The sequence below is a fragment of the Chitinophagales bacterium genome, from assembly GCA_020636495.1.
Lineage (GTDB): Bacteria > Bacteroidota > Bacteroidia > Chitinophagales > Chitinophagaceae > UBA5543.
Genome location: JACJXQ010000008.1, coordinates 1,953,803 through 1,967,378, shown reverse-complemented (window position 1 = coordinate 1,967,378; position 13,576 = coordinate 1,953,803). Strand labels below are relative to the sequence as shown.

General features: G+C 42.0%; 12 protein-coding genes. 6 read left to right on the top strand and 6 right to left on the bottom strand.

What is annotated here, in order from left to right:
• Window positions 1-13 precede the first annotated feature (13 nt).
• The 4 genes from pyrR to H6550_08555 all read right to left on the bottom strand — a co-directional run bounded on the left by pyrR (window position 14) and on the right by H6550_08555 (window position 1,743).
• Window positions 14-547: a bifunctional pyr operon transcriptional regulator/uracil phosphoribosyltransferase PyrR gene (gene pyrR / locus H6550_08570; GenBank protein ID MCB9046181.1), complete on the bottom strand. Its 534-nt coding sequence runs from the start codon at window positions 545-547 to the stop codon at window positions 14-16.
• An 89-nt stretch (window positions 548-636) separates the two neighbouring features.
• Window positions 637-837 carry a helix-turn-helix transcriptional regulator gene (locus tag H6550_08565; GenBank protein ID MCB9046180.1) on the bottom strand — a complete coding sequence of 67 codons (201 nt, stop codon included), beginning with the start codon at window positions 835-837 and terminating at the stop codon, window positions 637-639.
• Window positions 834-1,292, bottom strand: a complete 459-nt coding sequence (locus H6550_08560) for a hypothetical protein (GenBank protein ID MCB9046179.1) — start codon at window positions 1,290-1,292, stop codon at window positions 834-836. Before H6550_08560 ends, H6550_08565 begins: the two co-directional genes overlap by 4 nt.
• A gap of 94 nt (window positions 1,293-1,386) precedes the next feature.
• Window positions 1,387-1,743, bottom strand: coding sequence for a DMT family protein (locus H6550_08555; protein MCB9046178.1), 357 nt, complete (start codon window positions 1,741-1,743; stop codon window positions 1,387-1,389).
• Between the two features lie 212 nt (window positions 1,744-1,955).
• On the opposite strand from H6550_08555, the gene H6550_08550 reads away from it, so the two are divergent.
• The 3 genes from H6550_08550 to hutU all read left to right on the top strand — a co-directional run bounded on the left by H6550_08550 (window position 1,956) and on the right by hutU (window position 6,213).
• Window positions 1,956-2,876: a phosphoribosylaminoimidazolesuccinocarboxamide synthase gene (locus H6550_08550; protein MCB9046177.1), complete on the top strand. Its 921-nt coding sequence runs from the start codon at window positions 1,956-1,958 to the stop codon at window positions 2,874-2,876.
• A gap of 84 nt (window positions 2,877-2,960) precedes the next feature.
• Complete coding sequence (locus H6550_08545; protein MCB9046176.1) at window positions 2,961-4,484, top strand: FMN-binding glutamate synthase family protein; 1,524 nt, start codon at window positions 2,961-2,963, stop codon at window positions 4,482-4,484.
• A gap of 64 nt (window positions 4,485-4,548) precedes the next feature.
• Entirely contained in the window at window positions 4,549-6,213 is a 1,665-nt protein-coding gene (hutU, locus tag H6550_08540) for a urocanate hydratase (GenBank protein MCB9046175.1), read from the top strand.
• 36 nt (window positions 6,214-6,249) lie between these two features.
• On the opposite strand, the gene H6550_08535 is transcribed toward hutU, so the two are convergent.
• Both H6550_08535 and fumC read right to left on the bottom strand, forming a co-directional pair.
• Complete coding sequence (locus H6550_08535; GenBank protein MCB9046174.1) at window positions 6,250-7,515, bottom strand: hypothetical protein; 1,266 nt, start codon at window positions 7,513-7,515, stop codon at window positions 6,250-6,252.
• A gap of 126 nt (window positions 7,516-7,641) precedes the next feature.
• Window positions 7,642-9,042, bottom strand: coding sequence for a class II fumarate hydratase (gene fumC / locus H6550_08530; protein MCB9046173.1), 1,401 nt, complete (start codon window positions 9,040-9,042; stop codon window positions 7,642-7,644).
• A 165-nt stretch (window positions 9,043-9,207) separates the two neighbouring features.
• On the opposite strand from fumC, the gene H6550_08525 reads away from it, so the two are divergent.
• From H6550_08525 to H6550_08515, 3 genes are all read left to right on the top strand, one after another.
• Entirely contained in the window at window positions 9,208-10,815 is a 1,608-nt protein-coding gene (locus H6550_08525) for a hypothetical protein (GenBank protein ID MCB9046172.1), read from the top strand.
• A gap of 159 nt (window positions 10,816-10,974) precedes the next feature.
• A complete protein-coding gene (locus H6550_08520) occupies window positions 10,975-11,811 on the top strand; it encodes a cytochrome-c peroxidase (GenBank protein MCB9046171.1) in 837 nt (278 codons plus the stop codon).
• Between the two features lie 55 nt (window positions 11,812-11,866).
• Window positions 11,867-13,513, top strand: a complete 1,647-nt coding sequence (locus tag H6550_08515; GenBank protein MCB9046170.1) for a hypothetical protein — start codon at window positions 11,867-11,869, stop codon at window positions 13,511-13,513.
• The last annotated feature ends 63 nt before the right edge of the window (window positions 13,514-13,576 follow it).

Genomic DNA, 13,576 nt, shown 5'->3' with positions numbered 1-13,576 from the left:
TATTGTTTTGTCTTTATTTATCAAATAGTACCACCTCGTCCCTTGCGTCCTGTTCCGACCAGTATACTTTTACTTTTTGTGTAATGATAGTATCTATAGAATGACCGATGTAATCCGGTTGTATAGGTAACTCCCGGCTGAACCTTCTGTCGATCAACACAAGTAACTCCACACTTCTCGGGCGTCCGAAGTCTATGAGTGCATCCATGGCCGAACGTATGGTCCTGCCGGTATGCAACACATCGTCTATCAGTACCACGTCCCTGCCCTCAATACTGAATTCTATATCAGTACGTTTGGGTACATGTATATCATTGCCCTGGTGTATATCATCACGGTAAAAGGTAATATCCAGTTTACCATAGTCAATATATTTCTGTTTGGTAATTTGTTGCACGAGTTGTGCTATGCGGTCACTGAGTAATACTCCCCTGGGCTGAATACCTATTATAGCAGTATTTTCAAAATTAAGATGGTTTTCTATCAGCTGGTGCGCCAGCCGCTGCAGTGTAATATTAAGCTGAGTATGATCTAGCAGGGTCTTCAAAAAACTGCGTGTTTCGTGCAAAAGTAATATCTCTTAACCGATTATTAAATTATTCCATCGAATTTAAAGAATTAAAAAACAAATACAGGCTATTCCCCTTCCTCAAGGGAGAATATTTGTTCAACATTTGTTCCGAAATAACGTGCTATCCTGAGTGCCAGTAATGTTGACGGTATGTATTTGCCCGCTTCCATTGCATTAATAGTTTGGCGGGACACTCCTATAGCCTCAGCCAGCTCAGCCTGGGTAACATTCTTTTTGGCACGTTCCACCTTTACAGTATTCTTCATATTTGTTCCTCCCTCGCCAGGCGGCCTTTAATATGTACACGATAGTAATACACAAGGATAAAAATAACCAGGATAGTGAACAGGTTGCCATACAGCACATACATATAGCTGAGCCCGTATACCGTAACAGTGGCTACGGCCAATACAATATAGTTTATGTAAACACTTATCTGCAACGCCTTAAGCCTCACTTCATTCAGATATTCATCTTCATGTTTTTCCTTAGAAAAGGCCAGGAAGAATAAGCATGCAAATAAACTCACAACTGCCAGTTCATCGGTAAGGTTATGGTTGCTCGTATCTAAAAAGTCTTTTGTGCTGTGGCATGTATTGTATGCCAGAAACGGGAGATCGTATTCGTAGAAAAAGGCGAGTATCATCAAAACAATAGCAAAAGGCAATAGTGCCAATCCTGTTTTCCTAAACCAATGTGGTAATAACAATCTGTTCATCATGACAATTAATTTTTACTTTATGTAAAATAAACTTTACACAAAGTAAAGTAATATTTACATACCACGATGTTAAAATGTTATCAATTTTCTGCAATTATGTATTTTTCGTAGCAAACGGATAAAACATAAAGTACACAGCCCCGAGAATAAACAAAAAGGCAACTATATAATTCCACCTGAGAGGTTCTTTAAGAAAAAACAAAGCGAACAGTACAAATACGACCAGGGATATTATCTCTTGTATGGTCTTGAGTTGAAATGGGCCGAAACCTTCCTGAAGACCATAACGGTTATTAGCCGGTATCATAAATAAGTACTCAAAAAAAGCTATACCCCAGCTTATAAGAATAAGTTTAAACAATGGCATATCAGAACCACCGTTTTTTAAATGACCATACCACGCATATGTCATAAAACAATTAGAAATGGTTAGCATCAATATTGTACGCATACCCGGATGTATTATTCGTAAATGTACTAATGAAAGCTAATGTTGTCATTCAATACGATCTAAACAATATATCTAAGCCCCGAACATATTATACTTTATCACCTATGTGCCTGACGTCACAAAAATCATTGTATAAAATTCTATTATCTCCTTAAACCGTTTTTTCTTAGTAATTTCGTCCTCTTATTAATGTTTTTAATCCAAGCATTTCTATGCTGCAACTTCCCGAACAGACCGCATTTTACAAAGGCAAAGTGCGCGACGTATATACTATAGCTGACAAATTCCTGGTGATGGTGGTCAGTGACCGAATATCAGCCTTTGATGTAGTATTGCCCAGGCCTATACCTTACAAAGGTCAGGTATTAAATACCATAGCTGCCAAATTTCTGGATGCTACCAAAGACATCGTTCCAAACTGGAAGATCAGTGCTCCGCTACCGAATGTAACTATTGGACTTAAGTGTGAGACCTTTCCGGTAGAGATGGTCATTCGCGGCAACCTGACAGGACATGCTTGGCGCACATACAAAAGCGGTAAGCGCGAACTGTGCGGTGTAAAACTGCCGGAAGGAATGAAAGAAAATGACTTCTTTGACGCACCGATCATTACACCTTCTACCAAAGCGCATGAAGGACATGATGAGGACATTTCCCGCGAAGAGATCATCAGCCGTGGTTTGGTTAGTGAAGCTGATTATGAAATGCTGGAGAACTATACCCGCGCCCTGTTTGAGCGTGGCAGGCAAATGGCCCGTGAGCGCAGGTTGATACTGGTTGATACCAAGTATGAGTTCGGTAAGATCGGCGATATGATCTACCTGATAGACGAGATACACACACCGGACAGCAGCCGCTATTTTTATGCCGACGAATATGACGAACGCCAGGAAAAGGGGTTACCTCAAAAACAATTGAGTAAAGAGTTCGTTCGTGAATGGTTGATGGATAACGGTTTCCAGGGTAAAGACGGACAAATGGTACCTGAAATGACTGACGAAGTTGTGCATATGATATCAGAAAGGTATATTGAGCTATACGAACAGGTGACAGGCAACAAGTTTGTGAAAGAAGATGTGAAAGAAGATGAGTGGACACAAACACTGGTTAAAGAAGTAGAGAAATTGAAATAATACAAATCCGGCAATCGCCGGATTTTTTTTTGCCTGAACCCCGGCGCTTTTATTTTGTTACACTGATAAACACCATTAACACTTATGCGATACAGGTTTTATATAATAGGAACTATTTTACTACTTCTTACTGCTTTTACAGCATTGGTATACCCTACCCCGGGTACCATGTGGATAGCCGGGATCGTTTTCATATTATATATCCTTGGCGTATATGACAGTGTACAGCCCAGGCATACCATACGCAGGAATTTCCCCTTACTCGGACGCCTGCGTTACATGCTGGAAGATATTTCGCCCGAGATACAGCAATATTTTATTGAAAGAAATACCGATGGGAGACCTTTCTCGCGCAATGATCGTGCACTGGCCTATCAACGTGCAAAATCTCAGAATGACACGAGGCCGTTTGGTACGCAACTGGAAATAAACAGCGAGGATTACGAGGGGCTAAAACATTCTATATACCCTGCTAAGATCATGACAGAAGCGCCGCGCGTTACCGTTGGCGGGCCGGACTGTAAGCAATCCTATAGTGCATCCATACTCAATATATCGGCCATGAGTTTTGGTGCTTTAAGCGAGAATGCTATCAAAGCATTAAACATAGGAGCAAAAAAGGGAGGATTTTATCACAATACCGGTGAAGGTGGTTTATCAGATCATCACCTGCAGGGGGGGGATATTGTATGGCAGATAGGTACCGGATATTTTGGATGCAGAACACAAGGAGGCAACTTCAGCCCGGAAGAGTTTCAGAAAAAAGCTACCCTGCCGGAGGTAAAAATGATAGAACTTAAGATATCACAGGGGGCGAAACCGGGTCACGGCGGAGTGTTGCCTGCCGTGAAGAACACGCCGGAAATAGCCCGTATCCGCCTGCTGGAGCCACATACTACGGTACTATCCCCTCCGGGCCACAGCGCATTCTCCGATGCAAAAGGACTGCTGCATTTCATCAAACAATTACGAGAACTGAGTGGCGGCAAACCCGTGGGTTTTAAACTTTGTATCGGGCGGACAGATGAGTTTGTAGAGATATGCGAACAAATGAAAGCTACAGGCATCAAACCGGACTTTATAACCGTAGATGGCGCAGAAGGAGGTACGGGGGCTGCTCCACAGGAGTTCTCAGATAGTGTAGGCATGCCGGTGCAGCCTGCGCTCATTTTCGTACACCAGGCATTGATAGCTCATGACCTGAGGAAAGATATCCGCCTGATAGCATCAGGGAAAGTGATATCAGGTGTTTCCATACTAAAAATGATGGCCTTGGGTGCAGATATGTGTAACAGCGCACGGGGATTCATGTTCTCGGTAGGTTGCATACAGGCGTTACGCTGCAACACCAATGCCTGCCCTACCGGAGTAGCCACACAAAACAAGATGCTGATGAAAGGCCTGGTAGTAACGGAAAAAAGTGAACGGGTTTATCGGTTTCATGAGAACACCGTACATGCAGCACTGGAATTACTGGCTGCATCAGGTTGCAATAGCCTTGACGATATGGACGTGCATAAATTCATGCGTGGGGATGAATTTGAGACCATTGCCAACAAATATTTCCCGGATGTGTTAATGCAGTACCAGCCTAAAAGCGGTATGTAATAACCTTCAACCTGAAAATCTTGTTATCTTTGCAGTCCTTTAAAACAGATAGAAACATAGTATAATGGCTGATATACACACACAGAAAAGAGTGATCAAATCGCCGACGGGCACTACCTTGAACTGTAAAGACTGGGTAACAGAAGCAGCCTACCGTATGATACAGAACAACCTGGACCCCGAAGTGGCAGAACGCCCTGAAGATCTGGTAGTATATGGCGGTATAGGCAAAGCAGCCCGCAACTGGGAAAGCTTTGATAAGATACTGGAGTGCCTGCGCAACCTGGAAGAAGACCAGACGCTTATGGTGCAGTCAGGCAAGCCTGTGGGCATATTGCGTTCTCATAAGAACGCACCACGTGTGTTGATAGCCAACAGTAACCTTGTAGGCCGCTGGGCTACGTGGGAGCATTTCCGCGAGTTGGAAGCAAAAGGATTGATGATGTACGGACAGATGACTGCTGGTAGCTGGATATATATCGGCTCTCAGGGAATAGTACAGGGTACATACGAGACCTATCTGTCGCTGGCTAATATGCATTATAACGGCACACTGAGGGGTACGTTGAATGTAACAGCCGGTCTTGGCGGTATGGGCGGCGCTCAGCCACTAGCCATCACGATGAACGAAGGTGTATGCCTGGCTGCCGAAATGGAAGAATGGCGCATACAAAAACGTATTGAGACACGCTACCTGGATAAATACTCCCATGATATAGACGAGGCTATTGACTGGGCACTGAAAGCAAAAGAGAACAAAGAAGCAATATCAATAGGTGTATGCTGCAATGTTGTAGACCTGCTACAACGATTAATTGACCGCAACATCACTCCTGATACACTCACAGACCAGACATCGGCACACGATGAGTTGATAGGTTATTTCCCTGAAGGATTAAGTGTTGCAGAAGCTAATACTTTGCGTGAAAGCAACCCTGGCGAATACTCCTCCCGTTCACTCGACACAATGGCCAAACACGTCCGCCAGATGTTGGAGCTGCAAAAGCGTGGCGCTATCACGTTTGATTATGGCAACAACCTGCGTGGACAAGCACACGACAAACGTGGTGTGGAGAATGCATTTGACTTCCCGGGGTTTGTTCCGGCATATATACGTCCGCTGTTCTGCGATGGTAAAGGTCCGTTCCGCTGGGTAGCGCTCAGTGGCGACCCTGAAGATATTTATACTACCGACCAGGCGCTGAAAGAGTTGTTCCCTGAAAATGCGGGGCTGCTGCGTTGGCTGGATATGGCGAAAGAAAAGATCGCATTCCAGGGATTGCCAAGCCGTATATGCTGGCTGGGTATGGGCGAAAGAGAAAAAGCAGGGTTATTATTCAACAAACTGGTACGCGAAGGCAAGGTGAAAGCTCCTATCGTTATCGGTCGCGACCACCTGGATTGTGGCTCTGTAGCGTCTCCAAACAGGGAAACAGAAGCTATGAAAGATGGTAGTGATGCCGTTGCCGACTGGCCTATTCTTAATGCGCTTATCAATACAGCTGGCGGTGCAAGTTGGGTATCCTTCCACCACGGAGGCGGCGTGGGTATGGGTTACTCACTACACGCGGGTATGGTAATAGTAGCAGATGGCTCTGCCGATGCTGATGAGCGACTGAGCCGTGTTCTATACAACGACCCTGCGATGGGTATTCTTCGTCACCACGATGCAGGTTATGAACAGGCTACTGAAAATGCTGATAGGTTCGGATTGAATATCTGGAAATAAGCATTAGTAATATAAAATCCTGAGAGGCTGTTACAATTATGTAACAGCCTCTTTTATTATTTCCTCCTCAACACTACTACCCTTCTTACGACCATACAACAAGAAGAACGCATAAACAATTATGACGAGGTTCAGATATGCTATAAAGGTTGGATTAAATATTGTTGTAAAGTAATTCTTCAGCCTTAACCAATGCATCATACGTTCTAACGTAAAGAAATATGCCAATGAGAACAGGATATACAATAGATACTTACGCTCCAAAAATCCATAAGCAATAAAAAAGATCATTGCCGGGTGGGCGTACCGCTCATGCATTTGCGTATTAAAAAAATAAAACAACATATACAGGAGCCCGCATATCAACAGTAACTTTGATTTTGCGATCAATGGGGAAGGCTTATTCTTCAACTTCAATACAAGTATTCTCAACAGCGGAAATAATGCAGCAAATGATGAGGTAAAGAACAATATAAGTCCTATTGTCTTAAATGTCACACCTGCCACCATTCTGTTATCCGGCATCAGGTTAACCTCGGGCCTGGGCAAAATAAGATCCCAGAAAGTACATGCATTCAGGCTGATCATAGGATACCTGCCAACCGAACTGAAAACAACATGCCATATAGCGCCAACACCAAGTGAACTATTTATAAACGGGATCAGAAAAACAAACTGGATGGCTATAGCAGATAAAAATGGCAGCAATAATGCCTTCAAAGAACGTTCAGCTACCAGGTGATCTAAATAGAAAAAGCCGATAACAGGCAGCAAAATAATTGCCTGCACTTTCATATTGAAAGAAATGACATAAAACACAACACTTAATAATATCTTTCTTTTCCACGCATAATAAACTGCAATGAAATTGAGCGCAGAAAAAACGCCATCGAACTGCTCCCATATAAACGAATTATAGATATAGGCCAGGTTGAGCATATTCAACATAAGTAGAACAATGAATGCAATTCGCTTATCTATGTACTTGTACACATACCACAGGGCTAGCATATCAAAAGCTATCGGGAACGCCTTCAGGTAGCCAATGTTTTCCTGGATTGCTTTAAAACTCCCCTGAAACTTAGTATACACATATAGTGCAAACTGGAAAAATGGCATATAATCATTTCCTGGAGCAGCATATACCTCGGAAAAGCCATTAACATATATCTGGCTGGCCCATGCTATCCAAAAATTGATATCGTACTGTCCACCTGAATATGGACCTAACAAGGTCATAAATGTAAAAAGCAACAGAGTAATTGCTATTGTCTGCCTCGGGCTAATAGGACTATTGGTCATTCTTTAGGTTTATTAACTACTAACTTAACAAACGAAAAAATAATATTGATATTGTATGTGATAACTAATCAGGGCTCCCCTATGCTTATAGGAAGCCCTGATTAGTTTTTCCGGTATTGTATTTAGTTAATTTATTTTACCCACCATATCTTCAGGCTTCACCCACTCATCAAATTGCTCAGCTGTAACATATCCCAGGTCAATAGCTGTTTGTTTCAGCGTTTTGCCTTGTTTATGCGCTGTCTGTGCAATTTCCGCAGCTTTATAGTAACCGATCTTTGTATTCAGAGAAGTAACCAGCATCAGGGAATTATGCAGGTGAGCATCAATATTTGCCTGTATCGGCTCAATACCTACCGCACATTTGTCATTGAAAGAAACACAACCATCACCTATCAGCCTTGCGCTGTGCAGAAAGTTGTATATCATCATTGGCTTGAAAACATTCAATTCAAAATGCCCTGTAGCGCCCCCTACGTTGATAGCCACATCGTTACCCAACACTTGTGCTGCTATCATGGTCAGCGCCTCGCACTGTGTAGGGTTCACCTTACCCGGCATGATAGAAGACCCCGGTTCATTGTCAGGAATAGATATCTCCCCTATTCCGCAACGCGGGCCTGAGCTCAGCATACGTATATCGTTAGCAATTTTCATCAGGCTTACGGCTACTGTTTTCAGCGCACCATGCGCTTCTACAATTGCATCGTGCGCGGCCAGGCTCTCAAACTTATTCTCAGCCGTTACAAAAGGCAGGCCTGTCAGTTCTGCGATCTTAGCAGCAACTTTTTCGGCATATCCTTCAGGCGTGTTGATACCGGTACCAACTGCCGTTCCGCCCAATGCCAGCTCACCCAGGTGCTCCAGTGAATTATTGATAGCCTTCATACCATGATCCAATTGAGAAACATACCCGCTCAGTTCCTGTCCCAGGGTCAGCGGTGTGGCATCCATAAAGTGCGTACGGCCTATCTTAACGATATGCATGTATTCTTTTGACTTTGCAGCCAGCGTATCGCGCAGTTGCTTAATACCGGGGATCGTGTTTTCAACCAGTATCTTATAAGCAGCTATATGCATAGCTGTAGGAAAGGTATCATTTGAAGACTGTGACTTATTCACATCGTCGTTCGGGTGAATGAATTTTTCTTTATCTGTCAACTGGCCGCCATTCAACACATGAGCCCGGTAAGCTATTACCTCGTTACTGTTCATGTTTGATTGTGTGCCTGAACCTGTTTGCCAAACCACCAACGGGAATTCATTATCCAGTTTACCGTCCAGTATCTCATCACAAACCTGGCCTATCAGTTTCGACTTCTCAGCCGGTAATACACCGCAATCTGTATTCGTTAGTGCTGCAGCTTTTTTCAGGTAAGCAAAAGCCTTAATGATCTCTTTAGGCATCTTGTTGATGTCCTGGGCTATTTTGAAGTTCTCAATTGAACGTTGTGTCTGTGCACCATAATAGGCAGAAACAGGCACTTTCACCTCGCCCATTGTGTCTTTCTCAATACGAAATTCCATAGTACATTATTATATATAAACAATATTATTAGTCAATGACGGCGCAAAGTTATTAAATGAATGATGAAATATTATGATTATGGTCATAGGCCAATAAAAATTGAAGTAGGTTTATTATAATTACGGTCTAAATTATTCTGAATGAAAAACCTTGTTTTAACCCTCATGACAGTGATCATATCTTTCACTGCATTTTCCCAGGTAAAAAAGATTGAATATAGTGCACCCTTTGACGAGCCTCAAAAAGGTTTATGTAAGGTTTTACAAATATCTAATGGCAATACATTTTTTATTGTTGTCAATAGTGAAGGAATATCCGTGACAGTATACAAGCAGGATAGGAAACAAGCATCCAAAAGAATGCTGAGCAGCAACTTGTGGGACCCTAAGAACATGAAAAAAACAACTGTAGAAGGTATATATGAGATAAATGGAGAACCTGTTATCTTTCTTAATCAGCTTAACGACAGAGAACCTGTACTATACCGTATTCAGCTAAACCCTGATAATGGATCAATAGCACACCAAACAGAGATCGGGCGCTTACCTAAATACAAAATGCTTGCAGGTTATGCGTTAGCTTTTGGTGTTGATGAAGAAGATTTTATTGTTGAAAAGGACCCATATTCTGATGCATATGCAGTTGCTCATTACAACTCATTTGCTCATGAAACCGATAAACGTATTGAAGTAGTACACTATAACATCGTTAATGGCGAACACAAAGAAGTAAACCGTGTGTTTTACGACGCCCAGGGATACAAATACACCACTTTTATAGGCATGTGTGTGAATGGCGACAAGAGTGTGCATATGGCTGCATATGGCTATAACACTGCATCAAAGGGTGGTAAAGATTCTCGTGTCATAATTTCGCGTCTCAGTAAAGGAGATACAAAATTCACTCACCTGAATATTGAATTTACGGATGATTTTAAAGAAACGGTCGGGGAAATGATATATAATCCCAATACTAATATCATTCAACTACTTACCATAACTTTAGAAAAATCTAAAGGATTCGTAACTTATTACAACTCACTATTAAGTTATATTGACCCGGAATCTTTGCAAATAATAAAAACAACTTCAAGTGCGATAAGTGAACTAAATGCACATGTTAAGACTACAATTAAAGATAAAAAGGAGTTTGCAGGAATGTCTGTGGATCTTGTATTGAATCATGACAACACTTCCAGCATATTATTTGAGGAAAAACTAGAGATCATAAACTCTCACGCGCCACCTGAAAGTCATCTTGGGCTTATTGGCATAGTACAAATGGACAATACAGGTAAAGAAGAACAAGTCTATTCTTTACTTAAAAACCAGTTTGCTATAGGTCCGAGCATGCCTATATTATACATGTCTGCCAGGAGAAAAAGCATATGGAGATATGACATTCAGAAAATGCAGATAGACAGTCGATCATTCTACTCATACAACTATATCAATACATCTACCAACAATACTTATGTGATATTTAATGACAGCAAAGAAAATCACAAGAACTTCGGCAAGCCTATTGAAAAGTTCAATGACTTACGTACAATAAAAAATGTAAGTGAAAGCGTAGCTGTCTTTGAGAAGCTGAGTAATGGCAGAGCCGAAACCAACTATCTTTTCGGCAGGCCTACCAATGATGATTACTTTTCATTTTGCAAGATTGAATCATCTCACTTCAGAGACGAAACTAATACTTATGCAAGTATGATGGTTAAACGCGTAAAAAAAGACAAAAAGGCCTATATCTCATGGGTGACTTTTGAATAAGTGACAAATATCAGGTAATACGTCAGCTGGATATTGTAATTTTACAACGTGAAACATGGTTTTATCATTTTTCTCCTTTCAGGAATAAGCATACTGGCACTACTTTCTTTTAAAGAAAAAGACAAGCAGCAAAAACTGACCAAAGAACAATTGGGAGAAATGCTGTTCTTCGATACCATTTTATCAGAAGACAACAGCATTAGTTGCGCTTCTTGCCATAAACCAGAATTTGCCTTTGCAGACACTACTGCCTTCAGCACCGGTGTACATGGGAGGATAGGATCCCGCAACACACCATCGGCCATGAATGTGGCAGCAAGAGATGCCCTGTTCTGGGATGGACGGGCCGCTACCCTCGGCGAACAAGCACTTGGCCCCATAGCCAATCCTGTAGAGATGAACCTGCCTGTTGAGGAAGCTATTGTAAGGCTGAACAACAGTAAATACAGGCAATTATTCCTGGAAGTTTTTGGCAAGGTGCCTGATAAAGACAACCTTGGTGAAGCTATTGCAGCCTTTGAAGAAACACTGGAAACTGCAGACACCCCTAACGACCGCTGGCTGAACGACGAGCCGGGAGGACTTACAGCACAACAGGAACGCGGCAGGGCTATATTCAGAGTAAAGGGCAAATGCTTTGAATGCCACTTTACACCCGATTTCACGGCAGATGAGTTTCGTAGTATCGGGCTATTCAATGGTAAAGAATATAACGATTCAGGCAGGTATTATCACACGCATAATAAGGCTGATATAGGCAAATTCAAAGTGCCTGGTCTGAGGAACGTAGCCATTACGGCTCCATATATGCACGATGGTAGCATAAAAACATTGAGAGAAGTAATTGAATATTACGACCAGCCTCAGAAATTTATTCCTGATGCTATCGGAAGGGATAGCCTGCTACTGCAACCCCTCAACCTGACCGAAACAGAAAAGCAGGACCTGGAAGCATATCTGCATTCGCTTACAGACGACCGTTTCGTAAAAAAATAGCTTTGTTTTTTTCAGAAAGGTAGTTGAGCACTATATTGCGTACAAATATATATTTATGAAGCACCTATTATTCGCTGCCCTTACATTCTTGTTGTGTGTACAGGTATCAGTAGCACAAACCAACAAAGTAGAATACAGCGAACCTTTTGATGAGCCCGAAGATGGCTGGAGAAAAGTCTTGCAGTTATCCAGCGGGAATACATTTTTCTTTAACTATACCGGCAAAGACGGTATTGACGTATCTGTATATGACAAGAGCCGTAAGCTGATCGGCCAGAAGAATATACAAGGCGATAACTGGGAGCCTAAAGAATTCAAATTAACAAAAATAGCCGGGCTTTACGAGATAGGTGGTGCACCTGTTCTGTTCATACAGCAGGTATTGAAACGAACACCAAAATTATTCAGGTTAGTATTTAATCCCCAAACAGGTGCGCTGGTAAGCGAAGAACAAATAAGCACATTGGAAAAGTTCCATGCAGGCATGGCGTTTGCTATGGTGTATGGCGGTGTCGAAGAGCCGGCTTTCCACGTCGAAAAAAGTCCTGTATCCGATAATTATGCTGTAATCAATTTCAACTCCATCTCCCCCGAAAGCGACGAAAGGATCGAAGTGATGTATTATGGTGTTGAAGGTGGCAAACACAAAGTACTGGCGAAAGCCTTTTACGATGCCCAGGGCTTCAAGTATGTAAATTATATTGCGTCTTATGTAAATGATAAAAGTGTATTCATTTGTGCGTACGGGTTCAATACAAAAAATTCAGGCGGCAAAGACTCCAGGATACTTATATCACGCTTAGATCAGTCCACAGGTAGTTTCACCTATAAAAAAATAGAATTCTCGGACGACTTTATGGACACCAAAGGAATGTTGCAATACAACCCCGGTTCGGGAATGCTGCAACTGTTTACGCTCACCTACCTGTCTAAAAAGAGCAGTATGTGGAGCGGTAAACAAACCACAACTTACATTCCTTTGATAACACTGATAGACCCTTCAAGCCTGTTCATCGTAAAAGCAGATCCCTTTATCGGTGAATATGCAGCCACGCATGTAAAAGAAAAATTCAACGAAAAAGGTGGCTATTCCGGCATGCCTCAACATATGGTGGTCAATAAAGACAATACGACCACCATCATACAGGAGGAGATATACAAAATTCAACAACAAAGCGGATCTAAACTTAGTACCCTGGAAACCCAACTGGGTAACATTGCTATTACAGAGTTGGACATGAAAGGTAAAGAGACCATAGGTTACGCTGCAAAAAAATCACAAAAAGCCAGTGGCGACATCAGCCCTTTCAACTTGTCGGAACGGACAAAAGCCATATGGACATACCAACCGGCTTCTCTCAGGGGCAACAATACGCCGTTCTTTTCTTTCGACTACGTAAATACTACCAATGGGAAATACCTGATATTTAATGATTATCCTGAAAATTTTCATAAAAAAGAAGGTGATAAAATGGAGGTAGTAGTAGCAGCAAGTGATATGAATAGCGTTTATTATGAACTAAAGAACGGCTTCTTTGAAAAACACTTCCTGTTTGCTGCTCCCAAAGGAGATAAAGACCTGAAATTTGCCAATATTGCATCAGCTCATTTTGACGACGCCACTAACACTTATGCAACACTAATGATAGAACGGGATGGCAGAAAGAAATATGCTCATATAGCATGGGTGAAGTTCAAATAACGTATTTACATTATTAAGCTAAAATGCCTGCTTGTGAAGCAGGCATTTTCTTTTATATCTTCA